The 21,310-nt window shown below is 37.9% G+C and carries 18 protein-coding genes and 6 pseudogenes; 19 read left to right on the forward strand and 5 right to left on the reverse strand.

Translation table 11 applies throughout. The annotated features are described in order from the left end of the window. Positions 1 to 46: 46 nt before the first annotated feature. On the reverse strand, positions 47 to 898 hold the full coding sequence (gla, locus tag ABKA15_RS08395; protein WP_049513763.1) for an aquaglyceroporin Gla: 852 nt from the start codon (positions 896 to 898) through the stop codon (positions 47 to 49). Positions 899 to 1,006: 108 nt separating this feature from the next. On the opposite strand from gla, the gene ABKA15_RS08400 reads away from it, so the two are divergent. Continuing rightward, the gene (locus ABKA15_RS08400) at positions 1,007 to 3,286 is read left to right on the forward strand and encodes a Xaa-Pro dipeptidyl-peptidase (RefSeq protein WP_049513762.1); all 2,280 of its coding nucleotides are present in this window, start codon (positions 1,007 to 1,009) and stop codon (positions 3,284 to 3,286) included. Between the two features lie 36 nt (positions 3,287 to 3,322). Next, positions 3,323 to 3,622 carry a YbaB/EbfC family nucleoid-associated protein gene (locus ABKA15_RS08405; RefSeq protein ID WP_003032106.1) on the forward strand — a complete coding sequence of 100 codons (300 nt, stop codon included), beginning with the start codon at positions 3,323 to 3,325 and terminating at the stop codon, positions 3,620 to 3,622. A 55-nt stretch (positions 3,623 to 3,677) separates the two neighbouring features. Here the strand turns inward: ABKA15_RS08405 and ABKA15_RS08410 are convergent, their stop codons facing one another. The 3 genes and pseudogenes from ABKA15_RS08410 to ABKA15_RS08420 form a co-directional block, all read right to left on the reverse strand. Next, positions 3,678 to 5,435, reverse strand: coding sequence for a glycerophosphodiester phosphodiesterase (locus tag ABKA15_RS08410; RefSeq protein ID WP_049513760.1), 1,758 nt, complete (start codon positions 5,433 to 5,435; stop codon positions 3,678 to 3,680). Positions 5,436 to 5,549: 114 nt separating this feature from the next. Then, positions 5,550 to 5,720, reverse strand: a pseudogene (locus tag ABKA15_RS08415) (YdcF family protein); the annotation flags it as partial. 39 nt (positions 5,721 to 5,759) lie between these two features. Beyond that, on the reverse strand, positions 5,760 to 6,254 hold the full coding sequence (locus tag ABKA15_RS08420; RefSeq protein WP_049513756.1) for a DUF536 domain-containing protein: 495 nt from the start codon (positions 6,252 to 6,254) through the stop codon (positions 5,760 to 5,762). A gap of 145 nt (positions 6,255 to 6,399) precedes the next feature. On the opposite strand from ABKA15_RS08420, the gene ABKA15_RS08425 reads away from it, so the two are divergent. Further along, positions 6,400 to 7,572 (forward strand): NAD(P)/FAD-dependent oxidoreductase, encoded by a 1,173-nt coding sequence (locus ABKA15_RS08425; RefSeq protein ID WP_049513754.1) that lies wholly within the window; start codon positions 6,400 to 6,402, stop codon positions 7,570 to 7,572. Positions 7,573 to 7,625: 53 nt separating this feature from the next. Here the strand turns inward: ABKA15_RS08425 and ABKA15_RS08430 are convergent, their stop codons facing one another. After that, the gene (locus tag ABKA15_RS08430; RefSeq protein ID WP_049513752.1) at positions 7,626 to 8,357 is read right to left on the reverse strand and encodes a MerR family transcriptional regulator; all 732 of its coding nucleotides are present in this window, start codon (positions 8,355 to 8,357) and stop codon (positions 7,626 to 7,628) included. Positions 8,358 to 8,716: 359 nt separating this feature from the next. Between ABKA15_RS08430 and ABKA15_RS08435 the strand changes: the two are divergent. The 16 genes and pseudogenes from ABKA15_RS08435 to ABKA15_RS08510 all read left to right on the forward strand — a co-directional run. Beyond that, positions 8,717 to 9,363 (forward strand): annotated as a pseudogene (locus tag ABKA15_RS08435) (site-specific integrase); the annotation flags it as partial. A gap of 80 nt (positions 9,364 to 9,443) precedes the next feature. Then, positions 9,444 to 10,090: pseudogene (locus tag ABKA15_RS08440) on the forward strand (IS30 family transposase); the annotation flags it as partial. A 71-nt stretch (positions 10,091 to 10,161) separates the two neighbouring features. After that, positions 10,162 to 10,785 (forward strand): annotated as a pseudogene (locus tag ABKA15_RS08445) (replication initiation factor domain-containing protein); the annotation flags it as partial. After that, positions 10,763 to 11,149, forward strand: coding sequence for a hypothetical protein (locus tag ABKA15_RS08450; protein ID WP_350015345.1), 387 nt, complete (start codon positions 10,763 to 10,765; stop codon positions 11,147 to 11,149). The pseudogene ABKA15_RS08445 and the gene ABKA15_RS08450, both read left to right, overlap by 23 nt. A 19-nt stretch (positions 11,150 to 11,168) precedes the next feature. Beyond that, on the forward strand, positions 11,169 to 11,405 hold the full coding sequence (locus tag ABKA15_RS08455; RefSeq protein ID WP_049514243.1) for a hypothetical protein: 237 nt from the start codon (positions 11,169 to 11,171) through the stop codon (positions 11,403 to 11,405). Then, complete coding sequence (locus ABKA15_RS08460) at positions 11,402 to 11,956, forward strand: hypothetical protein (RefSeq protein WP_049514245.1); 555 nt, start codon at positions 11,402 to 11,404, stop codon at positions 11,954 to 11,956. The genes ABKA15_RS08455 and ABKA15_RS08460 overlap by 4 nt, the downstream gene beginning before the upstream one ends. Before the next feature lie 123 nt (positions 11,957 to 12,079). Next, a complete protein-coding gene (locus tag ABKA15_RS08465) occupies positions 12,080 to 12,448 on the forward strand; it encodes a hypothetical protein (protein ID WP_225620219.1) in 369 nt (122 codons plus the stop codon). 11 nt (positions 12,449 to 12,459) lie between these two features. Then, a pseudogene (locus ABKA15_RS08470) lies at positions 12,460 to 13,032 on the forward strand (conjugal transfer protein); the annotation flags it as partial. Positions 13,033 to 13,218: 186 nt separating this feature from the next. Beyond that, complete coding sequence (locus tag ABKA15_RS08475; RefSeq protein ID WP_049514251.1) at positions 13,219 to 13,635, forward strand: conjugal transfer protein; 417 nt, start codon at positions 13,219 to 13,221, stop codon at positions 13,633 to 13,635. A gap of 10 nt (positions 13,636 to 13,645) precedes the next feature. Then, the gene (locus ABKA15_RS08480; RefSeq protein ID WP_350015346.1) at positions 13,646 to 16,165 is read left to right on the forward strand and encodes an ATP-binding protein; all 2,520 of its coding nucleotides are present in this window, start codon (positions 13,646 to 13,648) and stop codon (positions 16,163 to 16,165) included. Positions 16,166 to 16,177: 12 nt separating this feature from the next. Then, a pseudogene (locus ABKA15_RS08485) lies at positions 16,178 to 18,104 on the forward strand (conjugal transfer protein). Further along, positions 18,101 to 18,328, forward strand: a complete 228-nt coding sequence (locus tag ABKA15_RS08490; RefSeq protein WP_049514257.1) for a hypothetical protein — start codon at positions 18,101 to 18,103, stop codon at positions 18,326 to 18,328. Before ABKA15_RS08485 ends, ABKA15_RS08490 begins: the two are co-directional and overlap by 4 nt. A gap of 8 nt (positions 18,329 to 18,336) precedes the next feature. Next, positions 18,337 to 19,380 (forward strand): phage tail tip lysozyme, encoded by a 1,044-nt coding sequence (locus ABKA15_RS08495; protein ID WP_049514259.1) that lies wholly within the window; start codon positions 18,337 to 18,339, stop codon positions 19,378 to 19,380. A 130-nt stretch (positions 19,381 to 19,510) separates the two neighbouring features. Next, positions 19,511 to 19,621, forward strand: a complete 111-nt coding sequence (locus ABKA15_RS08500; RefSeq protein WP_225620221.1) for a hypothetical protein — start codon at positions 19,511 to 19,513, stop codon at positions 19,619 to 19,621. 23 nt (positions 19,622 to 19,644) lie between these two features. Next, positions 19,645 to 19,983 (forward strand): DUF771 domain-containing protein, encoded by a 339-nt coding sequence (locus ABKA15_RS08505; RefSeq protein ID WP_021003289.1) that lies wholly within the window; start codon positions 19,645 to 19,647, stop codon positions 19,981 to 19,983. Between the two features lie 55 nt (positions 19,984 to 20,038). Then, entirely contained in the window at positions 20,039 to 21,184 is a 1,146-nt protein-coding gene (locus ABKA15_RS08510; protein ID WP_049514265.1) for a tyrosine-type recombinase/integrase, read from the forward strand. The last annotated feature ends 126 nt before the right edge of the window (positions 21,185 to 21,310 follow it).

Raw genomic sequence — 21,310 nt, forward strand, 5'->3', positions numbered from 1 at the left:
CGTTATCAAAAAACGGCTCGTAACGAACCGTTTCTTTTTTGACAACTTATCCATAAATTATCTTGTAAAGTGCTACTGCAGCAATACCAGCAAGGATTGGAGATATGACTGGCACCCAAGCATACCACCATTTTGAATCGCCTTTGTGCTCACCAAGAACTGATTTGGGAAGAAGGAAATGAAGAATACGTGGGCCTAAGTCACGTGCAGGGTTCAGACCTGGACCTGTAGGACCACCAAGTGACGTTACCAATGCCATGACAAGGAAACCAAGTGCTAAGTGGGCAACAGCAAGTCCGGCATTGATGTGAGAACCAATTGCAACTTTTCCTTGGATTTGAGTAGCATCCACTCCACGAGTAGCAGCATATTTAACAACTTCTGCACCAAAATAGTTTTTGGTCATGGCCATTGCTGCAAAGAACAAGATAAATGAACCAATAAATTCATTGACAAAGCCATTTATCATAGAAGCAGCATGTGATTTCTTGCTTCCGTCATCCGTATTTACAATAGTTGAGAATGATCCCAAAATCGCATTAGGATTTGTTGTTTGCAAATAGTAAGGGCGGTGACTTGCTACTACTAATGCTTGTCCAAATATCGCTCCCAATAATTGTGCAATAATGTAAGGCGCAACTTGTGCCCAAGGGAAGTATCCGCTAATCGCAAGTCCTAGTGTGAATGCAGGATTGATATGGTTTCCTGATACATTTCCAAACATAAGAGCAGGAATCATAACCCCCATACCATAACCAACTGCGATGACTAACCAGCCACTTTGATGACCTTTGGTTCCCTTTAATTCCACATTGGCAACAGCTCCGTTCCCCAAAATAATGAGAATTGCCGTTCCAAGAAATTCTGTGATATATTTCACAGCCCATGTGACGTCCATTTTTGTTCTCCTCTTTAATGAAAAAATTTTAGACAAATCCTATTTTATCAGTTACAATGGATAATGTAAAGGTTATTTTTTGACAAAATGTAAAAAAGGAGTAAAAATATGCGCTATAATCAGTATAGTTATACACCAGAAACAAACGAAAAAATGCTGGCTGAAATGGAAAGCATTGGATTTTCTTTCCACCCAGAGTATTCTGATAAAGAAAATTTAGAAACTTTTGTACGTAGAACTTTTTTTAATTATAAACATACAGACTATGCTTTAAAGTCTTTAGTTGCCAATTCAAATACAGACTTACTCAGCTTTTTTACGTCCAAGCAAGAATTGACAGCAGAGATTTTTTATACGATTGCTTTTCAATTACTGGAATTTGTACCCTTTGTTGACTTCGACGATGTAGAAACATTCCGCAAGGACGTAAACTTTCCCATTACCTATGGAAATCTGCTCAAAAATCTCTATCAGTTGCTCAACACACGCACCAAAAACGGCAATCTCTTGATTGATAAACTAGTGAGCGACGGTTTGATCCCTGAAGACAATACCTACCACTATTTCAATGGTAAAAGTCTTGCGACCTTTACTAGCCATAATGCAATCCGCGAAGTGGTCTATGTGGAATCGCGCGTGGATACCGACGAAGACGGTCTGCCTGATTTGATTAAGGTCAGTATCATTCGTCCTCGTTTTGACGGACAAATTCCTGCCGTTATGACTGCCAGCCCTTATCACCAAGGAACCAACGACAAAGCTAGCGACAAAGCGCTCTATAACATGAATGTGGATTTGGTTAAAAAAGAAGCTGGAAAAATTACCGTCCATAACTCTGAAGTTTGCTTGGTTAAACCACAAGGTCAAGCAGTATTGGTGGAGCAAGCAGAAGAAACACTCGGTCATATCGGTACTTACACGCTCAATGATTATTTGCTTCCACGCGGTTTTGCTAATTTATATGTATCAGGTGTGGGAACCAAGGACTCTGAAGGCCTTATGACGAGCGGAGATTATTATCAAATCGAGGCTTATAAAAATGTTATTGATTGGTTAAATGGTCGCTGTCGTGCTTTCACAGACCATACCAGACAACGAGAAATCAAAGCCACTTGGTCCAATGGAAAGGTTGCTACAACAGGAATCTCTTACCTCGGAACTCTGTCAAATGGGCTAGCTACAACTGGCGTAGATGGTCTTGAGGTCATTATTGCTGAAGCTGGCATTTCTTCTTGGTACAATTACTATCGTGAAAATGGTTTGGTGACAAGTCCTGGAGGCTATCCTGGTGAAGATTTTGACTCTTTGACTGAATTAACTTACTCACGCAATCTTCTAGCAGGTGAACGTCTTCGTCACGATGCTGAGTATCAAAAAAGCCTCAAATCATTAAAAGAAAATCTCGACCGCAAAACAGGGAACTACAATCAATTTTGGCATGACCGCAACTATCTGATTCACGCGCACAAGGTCAAAGCCGAAGTCGTCTTTACGCATGGCTCCCAAGACTGGAATGTCAAGCCGCTCAATGTGTACAACATGTTCCACGCCCTGCCACAAAACATCAAAAAGCATTTGTTTTTCCACAACGGCGCTCACGTTTACATGAACAATTGGCAATCCATTGACTTTCGTGAGTCCATGAATGCACTTCTCAGCAAGAAACTGCTAGGCTATGACTCCTCGTTTGCATTGCCAACCGTAATCTGGCAAGACAATAGTCAAGCACAAAGCTGGTTGTCACTAGAGACTTTCGGCAATCCAGAACACTACACTCATTTCAATCTAGGTAGTACTACTCAAGATATTCAAAATGCTTACTCTGAGACGTACTACAAGCGTTTCAGCAAGACCTATCAAACCTTCAAAAATGAACTCTTTGACGGAAAAGTCAATCAAGTGACCGTTGACTTCACCTTAGAAAAAGACCTTTCCCTTAACGGCCCCGTCAAACTCAATCTGCGCCTTAAATCCAGCACCGATAAAGGCTTGATTTCCGCACAGCTGTTAGATATTGGACAAGCTAAACGCCTCACTCCAATTCCTGGCGTCCTTGCACCAAAAGTCATGGACAATGGTCGCTTTTATATGCTGGATCATTTAATGGAATTGCCTTTCAAAGAGACACCGCATCGCGTTGTGACAAAAGGATTTCTCAATCTGCAAAACCGCAACAATCTGCTAACCGTCGAAGAAGTCACACCAGACCAATGGTTGGAATTTTCTTTTGAATTGCAGCCAACCATTTACAAAATGAAAATAGGCGATACACTTCGCCTCGTCCTTTACACAACCGACTTTGAGCACACCGTCCGCGATAATACTGACTATCATTTGACCATTGACCTAGCAAACTCTAGCTTAGATGTGCCAGATATGGTAAAATAAGATGTTAATGTTTGAAAATTAAGGAGAACCAAAACAATGATGAATATGCAATCAATGATGAAACAAGCACAAAAATTACAAAAACAAATGGAAAAAGGGCAAGCTGAGCTTGCGGCGACAAAATTTGTTGGCAAATCCGCTCAAGACCTCGTGGTCGCAACTCTTACAGGTGACAAAAAAGTCGTCAAAATCGACTTCCAAGAAGCTGTTGTCGACCCAGAAGACTTAGAAACTTTATCTGACATGACAACCCAAGCTATCAACGCTGCCCTCGCTGAGATTGATGCCGCAACTAAGAAAAAATTAGGTGCCTTTGCAGGCAAAATGCCGTTTTAAAACAAATCTCAAAAAACTTACCCCCTTCCTAGTTCATTGCTAAGAGGGGGCTATTTTATGTAAAATTAAAGAAATCAAAGGCTTTATTGAGGAGTAAGTCTGTATATTTTGGATTGTCTCTCAGCTCTTTAATGGAACTTTGCACCAGTTGAACATCGTCCGTTATGATACCGTCAACATTCAAGCGGAAAGATTTTGCAATGCTGTTTACATCGTTGACCGTCCAATCATAGAGCAATTTATCTGCTTGCCACAATTTAGAAACAAAGTTTTCATCCAGTGTGGAGTATTCCATAGTATAACCACTAGCTTTGGTTCGTGGGAAGATTGTATTATAAGGCAGGATAAAAAAGCTTTTAATGCTAGCATCGTATTTCACAACTTTTTCAATCACGCGATAGTCCAATGAGTGCATTTGATGCCCGTACTTTTTAATCGTTGGACCATATTTTTTCAAAAAGCGCTCCATCATATCCGAAGAATCTTTTTTGCTGGTTTTGATTTCAATGAGCAGCCGCTGTCCCAATTCGTTGGCACGTTTGAGATACGCATCAAAACTGGAAATTTTTGTCCGATAGCCATTTTCTGAAACATCTAAAGCAGTTAGTTCTGCCAAGGTCAAATCCTGTGGACTTGCATTGACACCCGCCAAATTGAAAAGATTAGCATCGTGCATCATGACAAATTGACCATCTTTTGTTTCTTGTACATCCATTTCTATGTAATCTGGTTTCAGCAAAGCTGTCTTTTCCAATGACTGAATCGTATTTTGTACACCATTTTCCTGCGACACTCCTCGGTGAGAAATCGTAACCGGAACCGTTTCCAATGGAAAAATGAGATACATATAACCTTCCACAGCAAAGAATACAGAAGCAATGGAAATTACAAGCCAGCGCAAAACGCGATCGAACTTCCGCCGCGGACAATCCACCAAACCTTGCTCAGTCAGAAAAGAAACAAATTTAATCAAGAAATAGCTCAACATCAGATAGTGAGCATTTTTCAGCAACACATAATTCATCACACCAGCAATCGTTGCCACTTGATTGGAATGACCGTCTGCAACATGCTGTAAAAGAAAGAGAGGCAGAGCCATTCCCAAAAAGAAGAGAAAAGTCTTGGTCACAATCCAAAACAACTGCCAAGAATAAAATACCAAACGCTTACGCGTTTTTTCCAAACTAAATTGAACCGCTTCTCTGACGGAAATATTCTCAATCAGAATCTTGGGCAAAGCAAACATCAAACGGACCGCAATCAATAACATCAGCCATACAAGTAGAGTCAGGACGACAGCACCCCAAAAATACGTCTCTTTCAAATAAGTTAAGATAAAATTTGGAACTAAAATCTTGTTTAGGTAGTAAATTTTGAGGATTTTTCGGAGAAAAGGAAAGAGCAGAGCGATGTAGAGCAAGACAAACAAGATTTTACTAGGACGTGCCTGCTTTAAGATGAGTAAACTGTCTGCTATGGTTTTCTTGGTAAACTTCAAGAGGGTTCGCTTGTCTTGAGTCAATAGATTGTGCGCTCCTAAAAAAAGAAGTGTGATTTGAACATAAGCGACCAACAGATTGGCTAAAAACAAGAGGATAAAAGCCAAAGTAACTAGAGGATGACTAGATAACACTCCAACTACATTGTTATACGATAGAAATTGATAACCCGTCTGACGAAGCAAAGTACCTGCCGCCCACGAATTAAAAGGCAACCAAGCATATTCTGTCAGCATAAAAATAATAAAAAACAAAAATAGAATTTTATCAAGATTTTGATAGAGTTTTTGAAAACCTAAACGCTGTTGTTTCATCATTCTCCTTTAACTTATTTTTCATCAACTGAAGCATAGAGAGGATTTGCTAGACGAATTAAGTCAGTATAATCTTGTTTTAATGCTTCAAAAACTATTCTGACCTCTGTCAGAATCTCCACCCGCTAGAATACTTCCACCAAACAGCACCATGACATCAGCCTGTTTTAGGCTATATTTATCTTCTAAAGCTTCCTGTGTTAATTCAGGCAAATCGCGCTTCCCACAAAAAGAAGCAAGAATATTGATATCTTTTGCGACTTTTTCTTTCATCATATCTTTCATTCTATAAAAAAATCTCAGTTTCTTCAACTGAGATTCTCTCTATCGTCCAAACAATCTTGCAAAGAAACCTTTCTGCTCTTGTGCTTGAACTTTTTCTTTAGCTTCGTCCAATTCTAATAGCAAAGTTTCACGCTCATTCATGGCCTTAGCAGTCAATTGCTGCTGCTGGTCTAATTGCTTATCTTTTTCAGCAATTTGCACATCTTTCACGCGCAATTGCTCATCTTTTTTAGCTAATTGAGCATCTTTTGCTTTTAACTGGTCATACAAACGCACAATTTCTGCATTTTTTTCATCTACCAAAATTTCCATGAGCTCACGTTGCTTGACATCTTCGCTGACCGGTTCATCATCAAAAATCGTCTTTTTGTAGATTTCTTCCAGCTTTATCAAACCGCTGCGCGTCACAACGGTGACCCCTTTTTCATTCTTGTCGGTATCTTCGGGCGCAAGAGTTTTGACCCGATTGTTCATCGCCTGACGGCTAATCCCTAAAATCTCGGCTAGCTCGCTGACTGTCTTTTCAATTGCCATAATTTCCTCTGAAACTTTTTCTAGATATATATCTAAATCTTATCATATCAAGGCTTAACTGTCAAATTTGCTCCGGATTTCAAGGAATTTTACCATATTTATGATACAATAAAATTTGACATATTCATTTAAAGAAAGAAGTACAATGAACCATTTTGATACAATCGTGATAGGCGGAGGACCTGCTGGTATGATGGCTGCTATTTCCAGTTCCTTTCATGGACAAAAGACTCTCCTCTTAGAAAAAAATAAACGCTTGGGTAAGAAACTTGCCGGAACAGGTGGCGGACGCTGCAATGTGACGAATAATGGCACTTTAGAGGATTTATTAGCTGGCATACCAGGCAACGGTCGCTTCCTCTACAGCGTTTTTTCCCAGTTTGACAATCATGACATTATGAATTTTTTCACTGAGAATGGCGTGAAACTTAAAGTGGAAGACCACGGGCGCGTTTTCCCAACAACAGACAAATCTTCTACAATTATTGAAGCCTTGGAACAAAAAATAAAAGAGCTGGATGCTACAATCAAGACACAGACAGAAGTGGTTTCTGTAAAGAAAAATGCGGATTGCTTTATCATCAAGTCAAGTGAGCACATTTGGAACAGCGACCGATTGATTGTCACCACAGGTGGTAAATCCTATCCTTCAACCGGCTCTACTGGCTTTGGCTATGAGATTGCGCGCCATTTCAACCATACGATAACAGAGCTAGAAGCTGCAGAAAGCCCACTTTTGACAGACTTTCCACACAAGGCTTTACAGGGGATTTCATTAGCTAATGTCACCCTCCATTATGATAAACATATCATCACTCACGACCTTCTCTTTACTCATTTTGGTTTATCTGGTCCAGCCGCATTGCGACTTTCCAGTTTCCTCAAAGGCGGTGAAACCATTTATTTAGATGTCTTACCACAGTTTTCTGCGGAAGATTTGGCAGCATTTTTAGAAAATAACCGAGAAAAATCGCTCAAAAATAGCCTCAAACAATTACTTCCTGAACGTCTGGCAGACTTTTTCGCGCAACCATTCCCTGAAAAAGGCAAACAATTGACTGGAAAAGAAAAAGAAGAGCTCATTCAACGGCTAAAAGCTCTACCGATTCCTATTACCGGCAAAATGTCTCTAGCTAAATCCTTTGTGACCAAAGGCGGTGTCAGTCTTAAGGAAATCAATCCCAAGACTTTAGAAAGCAAACTAGTTTCTGGGCTTTATTTTGCTGGCGAAGTGCTGGATATCAATGCTCATACCGGTGGATTTAATATTACAGTCGCTCTCTGTACTGGCTGGGTCGCTGGAAGAGTGGAAGACTAAAAATAGAGCAAATGCTACCATGCAGAACACTAGCATTTGCCCTACTTTTTATTTTACTTGTGAACGTATGCTTGGATAACATCTGCTACATATTGGGCTGTTCCAACTCCAAATTGGTCAATATTTTTCTTAAATTCTGGATTTGCCACATAGCCTTTTCCGATAAAAGCGAAAACTTCTAGAGAGCAATCAAAGGCATAGGTATTCATTGCTTGAAATAACTGCTCGGCTTCTGATAAATTCTCTTGTGCGTCCACAGCTAGACCTTTTTGCATATTGTTAGCTAGATTGCGAAAAACTTTGTTAAATGCTTCCGTCATCTCAGTTTCTTTGCCAACTTGTCGTGCACGAGACTCGTCCATTACTTCTTGACCGTATGTTTCAACCGCTTGATAATAATAATTTGCATGGTCTTCGTAGGTAAATCCAACAAATTTTTCTTGTGTCGTCATTTTTCTTTCTCCTTTTTGAGCTTGAATTGTCTTTTGTAAGGTGGAAATCAAGGTATCCAAATGTTCCCTTTCCTGCTGCAAAAACTGCAATTGCTTGTTCAAGTGAGGCAATAGTTCCTGCTCTTCCTGACTTAGCAGCTCTGCTATTTTCTTTAAAGAAAATCCAAGATATTTGTAAAATAAAATAATTTGCAGGCGCTCTAAATCTGCTTCACTATAAAGGCGATATCCGTTTTCAGACTTTTGCGGCACAAGCAAACCTATTTTATCATAGTGATGCAGTGTTTTGACAGAAACACCCGAAAGCTGCGCAGCTTCTTTGATTTGATACATCATTTCCTCCTTACAAATCTCATTATAAACCCTCCACTTAGGTCAAAGTCAATACTTTTTTAAAAATATTTTCCTCCCAATATAGTTATCACAAAGTACGACCTTGCTTTGCACAAAAAATCGCTAACGTTGCTTGCAAAGAAAATCTCAACACCATTCGCTTTTCAAACTTGGACGAACACCACTCAAACTAAAAGCTTCGTTTGCTTCCTTCACTACTTCAACTGCCTATTGGATTGTCGAAACCTTTCGAAGACGAGACTCACAATTACAAATTTTCAATTTTTAAACTCTAATTGATCTAGATAAGCTCACAAATCAATTAAGGAAGAAAAGAAAATTGTAACAAACATTGACTTGAATTATATCAAACTTGGTATGTCTTAAAAATTATACTTAAAAAGAAGTTATAAAGAAAAATTAGCAGATTTATAGAGAAACAATAAAAAAACTATTTGAAGATAAAGCAATAGTTGATATAAAATCGACAGAATATCAAAGAACCATGAATATCCATGGGGAAACTGTTGGATATGATTACTTAAGTAGAATCAATTCAACAATTAGAAAAACTATACAATTAGTGCAATCTGATAAGATAGTTCTTGATGATTTCACAAGTAACGTAGAACGCTTTGCAGGAAAGGAAACTCAAAAAAACGAGGAAAAATATATTCATAGTGTTGAGGATTATCATAGATTAGTAAACTATCTGGAAGAAAAATTAGATTATGAGACAACAGTTATATATCATGTTCTATATATCATAGCTAAAACAGGCATGAGGTATGGAGAAGCAAGTGGTATAACTGATGATGATACAAAGTTAGAAGATCATTATTTATACACACATAGAAGATATAACACTACAACATGGGGGTGGACAAAAGCAAAAAATGATACCTCCATACGAGCAGTACCAATAGATGATAAAACAGTTACTGTTCTGCCTAACATGATAAAAGAACGAAAAAGAATAAACTCATTACTACAAATAAAAAACAAAGCCCTGTTGTAAAATGAAGTGCAACACAGAAGACATGTTCATCTGATATACTAGAGTTGCGAAAAACAGTATAAAGGAAGATGAACATGTCCACAAATTATTCTACCACAAATCAATCCTACAAGCACTTATCCGAAGCTGAGCGAGGAGAAATTGAAGCTTATTTAAGCGTAGGACTCAAACCTGTTGAAATTGCTCGTAGACTGGGGAGAAATCGCTCTACTATTACTCGTGAAATTAATCGTGGTTCCATAACACAATTGAAAAAAGTCAATGGGCAGAAGGTCTACTACCAACACTATTATGCAGATGCTGCCCATAACCGTTATCGGGATGCTAGAGAAACCAGCTATTATCTAAAACTGGATCGTGTATCGAACGATTTTCTGACAAAATTTATAGAAGCGATGAGAGAGAAACCAAGGGTGCATAGCGTGGATACCTTTGTTCATACCTATAGACTCCAACATGTAGATGCAGTTGTTCCTTCAACCAAGACGCTCTATAACTATATCCATCAAGGTTTGTTAGAGATTAAGGTTATTGATTTACCAAGAGCAGTGCGGATTCGTAAGAAATTTAACAAGCGTCCCTCTACCAAGAAACATCTAGGAAAGTCAATTGAAGAAAGGCCAGAGGAGATTAATAATCGTTCCCGTTTTGGAGATTATCAATGAAAGACCTAGACGAATCCATGGCTATCAGTCCGCAAAAAAGCTGTTTGAGCTAACTCAAACAGCTTGAAAGATACTCACTTAATCAGAGGAACAACTTTGTTGCACTTGACTTGACAATTGAGATAATAAAATCATCATGCGTAAACTCCGCACCTTTACCGCTATTGAGGGCTTGAAAAAAGTTGAAAATCGCTTTGTCAATCAAGGGCTAACATTGAACTTCGGGAGCCGTCAATCCAGTCTCATGATTCGTTTTTATCAAAAGGATTATGAACAAGCCCTCTTAAAAGACGTTTCTGTTGACTATATCCATGAAGCTTATAATTATAAAAACCGTTATGAGATTGAACTACATGATACCAAGGCGTTTGATATTTTAAAAGAATGGTATACGCTGGAAACAGACTTGACCAAAATAGGCGCTCGGATTTTAAATAACTATTTTGAAGTGAAAGATTGGAACGGTAACTATGATAGTGAATGGGATAACCTGCTTGGCACACAAGCGGGTTTTAAATTTATCACACGTCCCCGTCAAATTAACTACGCAAGGACAAAACATTGGGTCACAAAACAAGTCTCTAGTGCTTTGAAGTTGATGAAGATAGCAGATATTGTTTTTCAAACAGATGAGCTTTCAGAGATTATTTCTGAAGCTTATTTAAGTAATAACCATACCAAACTAGCAGAAGAAATCTGCAAACGAAATGGAGTTGATTTTGATGTCATTGTCGGACAGATATAAGCCACTCAATATTCCTGATAAATTCAATCGCCCTCTTCAAACAAAGACCTTCCCAGTCGGTTATGAAGAACTCTACTTATCGTTTTACGATTTTGAATTGGTTAAAGATTTGATTGATTATTGGGGGCTCTTATATTATCAACCTAAGAAAGATTCTGAATTAAAATATGCGGAACAATTTAGAAATCAAGCCTTTAAAGATGAGAATCACCGACAAAATACGATTAAAAAGGCAGCTAGGCAAGAAGCTAGACAGCCTTTTTTTGATGAATTAACAACAAAACCGCTAAAAAAGATGAGTAAAAACGCTCGCTGGGTGGCAGAAATGCTAGTACAGACGGGCTACGATCAATTGGTACTATAAAAATGAAAGGAAAACTCGAATGGAATATAAAGTTGAATTAAATAGTCTGGATAATTTCAAGGCTTGGTCAGGCGCACGCAATACACTAGCCACTGTTCGTGAACGAGGTGATATGGATAGACTAACTTCACTTGGTGAAGATATTTTTTCAGGAAGTATTCCCACAGAAACAGAAATCAATGATTGGCTTTGGTTTGATTCTGATAATATCTATCGATTCCTTGGCTATCATGACTTAGTGGAAGATGACGAATGAGCTTTGTAAAGAAAATTTATGAAGGAATTTTCTGTTTTCCTGATAAAAATGAATTCTGGAATATTTATATTGACTTAATGAAAGAAAAAGATTATTTTCTGGATGCTTTTGCACGTGAAACAGTTGATGTTAGTTATTCTGCTCACTACCAACACGCTTATTTCACTCTTGATGGTCAAGTTTTAGACTTCAATCAACACATGACGACACAACTTGTCACTCTTTTTAGACAAGTTATCTTAGAAAATCAAACAATATTTATGGAGGAACTGATAATGGCAACACAAAATACAATTGAAACGAAAATCAGAACTATCTCTTTAGAGTTAGGGGAACTGATGAAATCTCACAATGCTAAAGAAGTTTGGAGAAAAGCAGGGGAATTAAACGGTCTTCTCAAAAAAGAAGAAGCTAAGCAGCTTCCAGAAGCGCTTGTTGAAAGCCTCCGCTCTGAACTGCGTGGTTATTATTATGTCAATGAGGAAATCAATAAACTTCACCAGCAACTTTATGCTAAAGGAAATAAATTGATTGACTTAGCTAATCAATAAAAAAGGAGAATCATGATTGCAATTTTGAGGAGTTACTCTGACTTTTCAAGCCAACATCTCGCTACAGTAGACCTAATGAGATACAGTCAAAATCAAATTTGTCAGAGTATAGAGAACCATAATATGACAAGTGAAAATGTACAAGTTGTTTCTTTCGATGATTGGCAAGTTTCCATTATTCTTTCTTTGAAGCAAGCTTATCAGCTCAAGAGCTATATTTTGCACCATTGCAACGGGGATGAAAATTTAGTGAAAGAACTATTGAAAAAGCATTGGCCACTAGAGAGTATCCTAGCCCGTCGTTTTGAATTTGTTGGTGAAGGAGATTTAAATATATTAACCAAACTGTTTGAAAATCGTTCTGCTAGAAATATTGCTCTTATTGTTCATTCAATGGGAAATGCTTCAGAAATCATTGCGAAGTTCATGCGCATAGGTAAAATCATCGCAACACCTCAAGGTTTTTATATTTCCAAATATCAAGAAGAATAGAAAGGATTCAAATGAACAAATTAAAAGAGACACTTTATCAATTTAGAAATTATCTGGGACACTTCACCAAACGCCCTAAAAAGAAAGGAAAGCCTAAACTAACCATTGCCAACAAAAAAACAGTCAATCTTGCCGTTCTATCAGGATTGGCTTTTATTTTATTAGTTGGTTTACTAGGTGGGATTCGAGCCATGACTTTATCCAGTCAAGTCACAGACCTTAAAAAAGCCGTTTCTTCTAACAAATCCGCTTCTTCTACTTCTTCTGCTACAACAACAATTGATAATCGCTTGCAGTATTATCTGAATGACTTTGTTAATTGCTATTTTACCGTTCCTAATGATTCAGACGGTCAAACAAAGCAAGCAAAACGACTGAATAGCTTCTACGGTTCAGAACCTGATATTCAAGCACAGGGTCAAGTCAAAAATCCTAGTCAATTGAGCTGGTCACGCTTACTAACGATAACAGATAATGCAGCCACCTATGAAGTACATTACAAACAAACTGTAAAGAATGGCGATAAAACAGAAGAAAAAGAAATCATAACAGGTTTTAATATTCCTTATGCCAAAACAAAAACGGTTCATTCATTACCTTTGGAGCGATTATCCTTATCATTTTAGCTTGGAGAAACAGCTCTTGGGGAAAACTATTTACCACGCTTGTTTTCTACGCAGTGATTGCCTCTTTAACAGGAGGTGGACGACAATTACTTCATGTTGTCGGTTGGTTCCTCCGTCTCTTTGGAATTGAAACGGGGTTGTGATATGGAAGAAGAACGATTGTATGATTATGCTAGAGGGATAAACGCTCCCTACTGGATTCAAGAAGTTAAAACACAAAAAGGAAAACGCATTTGGTATTTTGCTACACCTATGCAGCTTTCCTTTTTTGTGGTCTTTGCCCTGGTCTTGATTTTGATGTTGACAGTACTTAACTCAATTCTTCTTCCGTTGAACAAATTAACGCATTCCATTTCACTCTATCTCTACTGGTATATCCCTTATAAACTCGCTAAGTTCTATACAGAGTATGAACCACAAGGAAAGAAAATGCACGTTTTCTTATGGGATTACATCTGCTATCTTATAGATTTTCGTTTCAATCGAAAAGCGATTTATCATGAAGATAGAATGAAAATGATGGATGAAGAAGAAATAGTCTTTGAAAAAACAGATTTATAAAGGAGGTCTAATGGTTCTAAAACTAGTCTATCCGATTCTTAAAACACAGGATAACATAGCTTTAACGACAGATAAAACGGTGATGAGTTTTTATCGTATTCCTAATACTCCCATCACCATTACCGATAAAGCTAAGAAACAAAAACACAAGTTGACTACTGCTCAGCTGATTAAAAAACTAGTTAAAAACAAGTCCTTTGAAGTCTCCTTGATTCCAAAGGACTATTTGCTAGAAGAAAAGATGAAAGACTTTTCTCATGCCTTGTCTCCCGATAGTCAAGCATTGGGGGAAGAACTGTTGCAGTATTCGACAGACAAATTGACACAAGAAATGGAAATTCCTTATCAGTTTGACTGGCTGATTGGTGTCAATCTTTTAAAAGATGACCAAAACACCACCGTTCAGGATATGGCGGTTGAGCGCTTCTCTAAAGTCTCTGAAATGATTGCCAATAGCGTGGGCTTTCAATATGAGATTCCTGAAGATTGGGCACAAGACTATCTGGTTAGTGAAGCTACTGTCTATCAAACCCTTTCTGCTCTTCGGGCACAACGCTTGACCAATGAAGAGCTCTTTTACTATCAACGCATGCAATACTTGCGCTATATTCCTCATCTAAAACAAGAGGTCACAGCCAATCGGGCACTCTTTAATGTGACAGATACGGTCTTAAGACCCATGGCAGGGGGCTTTATGAAATTAGACATCCCCTATGGTTCTTCTTTTCTCACCATTCTTCCGATTGCTAAAACACCCATTATTTTTAATGGCTTTCATCTGGGAGAATTTACCCAACGCTTTAACTTCCCTGTAGAACTACGGATAAAGGCAGAATTTATCGAAAAGAACTCTTTAAAAGGGCGAATGGCACGTTCTAATATTCGCTACCGCAACATTATGAATGAAGCAGAAAGTACTGACACCGTCCAACAAGATGAAATCATTCTAGGAGCAATGTCTCTCAAAGACTTGATGAAAAAGGTTGGTGGGAAAGAAGAAGTCATTGAATATGGAGCTTATCTCATTATTGCTGCTTCTAGCCTATCCCAATTACGACATCGCCGTCAGGTGGTCTTAAGTTACTTTGACGATATGCACGTTGAAGTGAGTGAAGCTAGCCATGACACCCCCTATCTCTTCCAGTCTCTCCTCTATGGTCAACCACTTGAAAATAAGACCAGAACGTGGACACACTATGTCACTCCAAGAGGCTTTGCGGAGCTAATGCCGTTTACCAATACAGCTTCAGGAAACCATATTGGCTGGCATATCGGACGGGTGGATAATTGGACAGGACGTTGGGAAAGTATTGAAAAGGCACAAGAAGCGTCTAAAAATATGGTGCTCTTTAATGCGACCGTTGGAAATAAAGAAGGGATTGCAGGAAAACTCACAAAGAATCCACATATCTTGATTACTGGCGCAACGGGTGAAGGAAAATCCTTTTTAGCAGAACTTATCTTTCTCCTAACCTCTCTTCAAGATGTGAAATGCTTGTATGTTGACCCGAAACGCTCTATCCGAAAACACTTTGAAGCAATTGCCCATCACCCAGACTTTGAAAAACGATTCCCGCTTCTGGCTGAACATATCAAACAGATAAACTTTGTCACCTTGGATAGTAAGGTGAAATCCAATCATGGAGCTCTTGACCCAATTGTTATGTTGGATAAAGATGACGCTGTTTCGGTTTCAAAAAACATGCTCAATTATCTTATTTTTTCCAACAAGCGAATTAAGGTCACCATGAAACAAATGACGGCTATTTCTAGAGCGATTAACAAAGTGGTCGCTCAAAGACAAGCAGGAGAAACGGTTGGGTTAAAACATGTTCTCAAAGAGCTCACCAATAATCCAGACAGCACTATCTTTGAAGTAGGAGACTATTTGACTTCAATTGTTGAAAATTCTATTTTAGAATTGGCTTTTTCAGACGGCAATATTGAAGGATTGTCTTACGATAAACGGGTGACCGTTTTAGAAGTTGCTGACTTGTCCCTACCAGATAAAGACAATCAACAAGATGTCACCCCAGACGATAAAGAAATCAATTCTACGGCGCTGATGTTTGCTTTGGGAGCTTTCTGTACACGCTTTGGAGAACTCAATCGCTATGAAGATACCATTGAATTTTTCGACGAAGCATGGGTACTGATGAAGTCGGCAGAAGGACGAGCTGTTATCCAATCCATGCGCCGTGTTGGACGCTTCTTTAACAATGTCCTTTGCCTGATTACCCAATCCGTCCATGACGCTGAAGGAGATGACGATACCACAGGCTTTGGGACACTCTTTGCCTTTAGAGAAGACAATGAACTTCCCGATATTTTAGAGCATGTTGGACTAACGGATAATGAAGAAAATCTGGAATGGATTAAAAATATGATTTCAGGGCAGTGCCTCTATAAAGATGTTTACGGCAATCTCAATATGATTTCCATTTATAACATTTTTGACAGTATTGACCCACTTCTAAAACCAATGAAAGCTACGGTTTCTTCTAATCTTGAAAATAAATACGCATCTTAAGGAGGTGAGCTTGTGCAAGAAGCATTTGAAAAATTAAAAGGCATGGATATTTTTTCTTTAAAATCTTATACAGTCCAAACTGGATTTTTGGATATTAGCGGAATCTGGGTGATGTTCAACGAAATCTTTGTTAACTTCCCCTTTTTCCTCCTTAATCTCATTGTTGGTTTCTTCTCCTTGATGATTCGGATTTTAGAAAATGTCCGTCTTTACGACACTTACAAGCAATATGTCTTTAATGGGGCTCAATCCATTTGGCGAGGCTTTACAGGAGCTACTTCTGGTGTGGCTCAATCTTCATTAGTCTTTTTGCTTCTCCTTTGCTTGGCTTTTTATCTCTTTTATCAGTTCCTCATGTCTAAAGGCAATTTCTCTCAAAGATTGCTTCATGTCCTTCTAGTTCTCTTTTTAGGCTTTGGTTGGTTTGGGACAGTTGCTGAAACTTCTGGCGGACTGTATTTGCTCAATACAGTAGACAATGTCGCTAGTGATTCATCACATTTCTAATGTCTCTGTCTCCTACGGAAAAAATCAGGCTTTAAAAATAGGGTCTTCTGTCGCTGATTCTTATATCGCAGAAACCTCTTATAAAGCCTATCTCTTTGTCAATACAGGACAAGAAAACGGGAAATACAAAGACCGTCAAACAGGAAAAGAAGCACCGTTTGATGATTCAAAGGTTCTAGGAAGCTTGGATAAATCAGGCAAGTTTAAAGCCGTTTCTACCGCAGATAGAAATGATTACTTAAAAATGGGAGACGGAGCTAACGATGATAAAGAGAAAAACCGTTGGGTATCGGCTATTCCTGACTATATCCCTGTTAAGTTCTTCTATATCCTTTTTAAAATGGTAGAAGCGATTGTCATTGCCATTCCTATTGTCTTAATTCAGTTGCTCAATGTCCTTGCACAAGCCCTTGTCCTTATCATGATTCTTCTTTTCCCTATTGCCCTTTTGGTTTCCTTTATTCCCAAAATGCAAGATATTCTCTTTGGAGTTTTTAAGGTCATGTTTGGAGGTCTTGCCTTTCCAGCCATTACAAGCCTGCTAACCTTAGCTTTACTTTACCTTGAAAAAATCATTGAAGACTTAGTAAGCAGTCGTTTTGATAAGGTTATTGGAGATTTTTCTTCCTTGTCTACTTTTAGCGCTCTCTTTAAACTAATCGTTTCTGTTTGTGCCAAAGGTGTGATTTATTGGTTGCTTTGGAAATACAAAGGAGAATTGATTGAATTGTTACTCGGTTCACGAGCAAAGATTACGTTTGATGAGATAGATACCAAAGTCAAAGAAACCGTGACAAATGGACAGGAAACTATGAAGCAATTGCCGACAAAAGCCACTAACGCCTTTGAAATGGCTCAAACATCCGGAAATTTTTTCCTTGCTGGAGCGGGATTTGGGGCTGGGCTCTTCATGAATGCTGGTAAACAGATGAAAACTCTTTTTTCAAATCCCCATCCAACTTCAGAAAAAACAGAAAGTTCAACGCCTACAGAAAATGACGAGGAGGAAACACCCGCTACTTCTTCTTTTGAAGAACCAATCACTTCTGATGAGGTAACAACACCGTTTCAAAAGTCCGATATGCCAATGGAGACTTCTGAATCTGCTATTCAGGAAGAAGACACAAGCGTTCAACCTTTTGACACAGAACCTTCTCCGCTAATGGATACAAAGCAAAGCAGAGAACAGAAAGAGTTTGAAGAGCGCCGTCAAAATCGCCTCTCTTGGAGACAGAAACATCACATCAATAAACTTGAAAAGGAGTTAGAACCGTACAAAGATGATGAAGCACTATACCAAGCGCAAGGTTCAAATGCCTTTATCAAGAACTATCGTAAAACCTTGCCAAAAGACGATAAATTAAAAGTCAATATCAACCGTAAATATCAGATAATAGAGGAATTAACACGATTGAGAGGAGGAAAGGAATGATGAATACACGCATTTATTCTAAAAGAGGTTTTGAACAGACGGTGAACAATGTGGTTGCCCTTGCCTATGAAAGGAGAAAGCCTTCTATTGACTTTCTTCTTTTATTTTCAGTAAAAGAGGCTGAGAAAGAGCAATTGTTGGCAACTATCAAAGAAAATCCTCTCATTTTGACGGCTCAATGGCGGTTTGACACCGTGATAATGACAATTTATGTGAAAACTTAGGAGGGAAGATGAAGAAAAAACTAGTAATCGTCAGCGGTTTAAGTGTTCTCCTTTTCCCCTTGTTCTTGGTTGTCCTTATCATGGGAGCTTTTGCATCTAATGGACAAGCCAAAGGATTACAAACGAAACTAACCGCTAAAGAGGTGGCTCAAAAAGCCAATATTTCAGAAGAACGGGCAAGTGATGTCATCAAAATTCTGAATTATGAACTCTCACAAGAACAATTTACTATCGCAGGAGCTTCTGGAAGTTTAGCGGTTGCGGAACGTGAAAGTGGCTTTGACCCTAAAGCCGTCAATATAGGTGGCGGTGTAGCTGGTTATTTCCAATGGTCGGGCTGGTCTTCTACTATCAATGGCAATCGCTGGTCAAAGGCAAAACAAAAGACATTAGATTCTGATATTGAACTAGACCTCTTATCTACAGAGCTAAACGGCTCTTATAGCAAAGTCAAAACAGAAATGCAAAAAACGACTGACCCTGAAGAGGCAGCGCTTTACTGGTCAGAGCATTATGAAGGGGTCGCTTTATCAGACGGTCAAACCAAAGCTAGTGACCTAAAAAAGAATGCGAGAAAATGGTATAACCTCTTCAAAGATACTTTAACAGGTAATACAGCCAATACCAAAACACGAGACGGTGGAGGCGTAACTTCTAATGGAGTGCCGGCTGGATATAGCCTTACAAAGGCAATCAACACCTCTAATTATACTTCTGCGACCTATCCTTGGGGACAATGCACATGGTTTGTCTATAACCGAGCCAAAGAGGTGGGCGTTCATTTTGACCCTTATATGGGCAATGGTGGGGATTGGAAGCAGAAAGCAGGCTATCAAACCACACATACACCAACTGAACATAGCGCTCTTAGCTTCTCTCCTGGACAAGCTGGCGCAGACCCAACTTACGGGCATATTGCATTTGTGGAGCAGGTCAAATCAGACGGGTCTATTTTAATTTCAGAATCAAATGCTAAAGGACTTGGAACTGTCTCTTACCGTACATTTGATAAGGCAACAGCGAGCCAATTTACTTATGTGATTGGGAAGTAAAAAATAGAAAAGGAGAAAAGATGATACATGAGATTAAACTTTCTCACTTATTCTTTGAGGATGTTCAAAGTGGTAAAAAAACTTTGAGCTTCGCAGAGATGATAGAAATTATCAAGTAGATGATGAATTATTGTTAAATGAAATAAAAGATGGCGTTTTAACTGGTTGGAAAATTCAAGTAAAGGTTATTTATAAATTGACTGGATATGTTGGATTAGAGCCCACTTATTGTATTTTATGAATTGAAAGATAGGAGAGGATAAAATGAATAAGCTGATTGTAAATTTAGAAAATATCACGGTTGCTCTTCCAGAAGATAAAGTCATTATTGAAAAGGAAGAATATGATATGCTGAAAAAGAATGCTAACAAAGGGAAATATATGACGATGAATGAATTATTAGAATTACTTTCTGTCAGTCGCCCTTGGTTAATCGAAAATATTCTTTATCGTCCGTCTATTAAAAATGATATTGATATTGAAAAAAATCCAAATGGTTTTGTGAAATATCCTAATTCTCATGGTAGTAAATATCTTTTTCTTGCTTCTAAAACAAAAGAATATTTCGAGAAAAACTTCAGAGAAATTCTACTTGATACATGATATAATAGTCAGGACAAAGTCTTGATTATCACTTTTATTTTAGAAAGAGGTAAACATGGCTATTTCCTATAGACAACGAGGAAAAAAGAAATTATGGGATTATAGAATATTTGACAACAAAAAGAAGGTTATCGCGTCTAATTCTGGTTTTAGGACAAAAAAAGAAGCGGAACTTGAAGCACTTTATTTGGAAATAAAATTAAAAAATGGAGCTGTTATTGATAGGAATACTACTTTATACCAGTTATGGGAAAAGTGGACGGCACTTCAGATTGAACCATTAAGAAAATCTGATTCAACTTTAAATAAGCATAAATTACGTGGTAAATTTATACAGAAATATTTCCAAGAGAAACCTGTCTGTGATATTAAAGCGAGTGAATATCAGGAATTTATAAATACTTATGCTAAAACTAATTGCCGAGATAATGTTAGTCGCTTAAATTCTGAGGTTAAAAAGGTTCTTATTTTTGCTAAACGTGATAAAATAAATGTTCATAACTTTGTCGAAGGAGTCATTTTATCTGGTCGTCCTTCTCCAAAGAAAAAACAAGATAGATATATTCATAGTTTAAAGGACTATGCTAGGTTAGCTCTCTATTTAGAAAATCATCTTGATTACAGGACATCTATTGTGCCCTATCAATTATACATACAATTGAAAACTGGATTGCGAACAGGAGAAATCGCTGGTCTATCTTGGGATTGTGTTCTATGGGAGCAGCAAGCTATTAAAACTTATCGTCGTTATGATACTGTTAGGAGGAGATGGACAAAAGCCAAAACAGAAGAATCTGTTAGAGTTGTGCCAATAGATAAAAATGTCATTCAAGTGCTTAAAGAATTAAAAGATAGTCAATTTAGAATGTTAAAATACTATAACTTAGAGAATCCAGATAATATGATTTTCTTTGATTTATTTAATGGAGTATCAAGCAATAATACAATTAACAAGTGGCTTAAAAGTATTCTACAAGAATTAAATATTAAACCATTGAACATGACAAGTACAGGTTTACGACATAGTTATTGTAGTTCTCTTTTAGCTATGGGAATTGATATTTGGGCTGTTTCAAAACTAATGGGTCACAAGGATATAACAGAAATTACAGAAACTTATGGTCATCTAGTTAAAGAAAAAGCCGAGGAAGAAAACAATAAAGTTAGAAACCTTTTATTTCGATTAAATGAAAAGATATAAAGGGCTCTATAATATTTGTAGTGGGTAAATCCCCTATAGATATTATGGAGCCTATTTTGTTGTAGAAAAAAAGTCCCATATGACCTATAATGAAAAGCGATCAAACCATCATTTAGAAAGAATCAT

This window comes from Streptococcus sp. KHUD_010 (assembly GCF_040207525.1).
Taxonomy (GTDB): domain Bacteria; phylum Bacillota; class Bacilli; order Lactobacillales; family Streptococcaceae; genus Streptococcus; species Streptococcus hominis.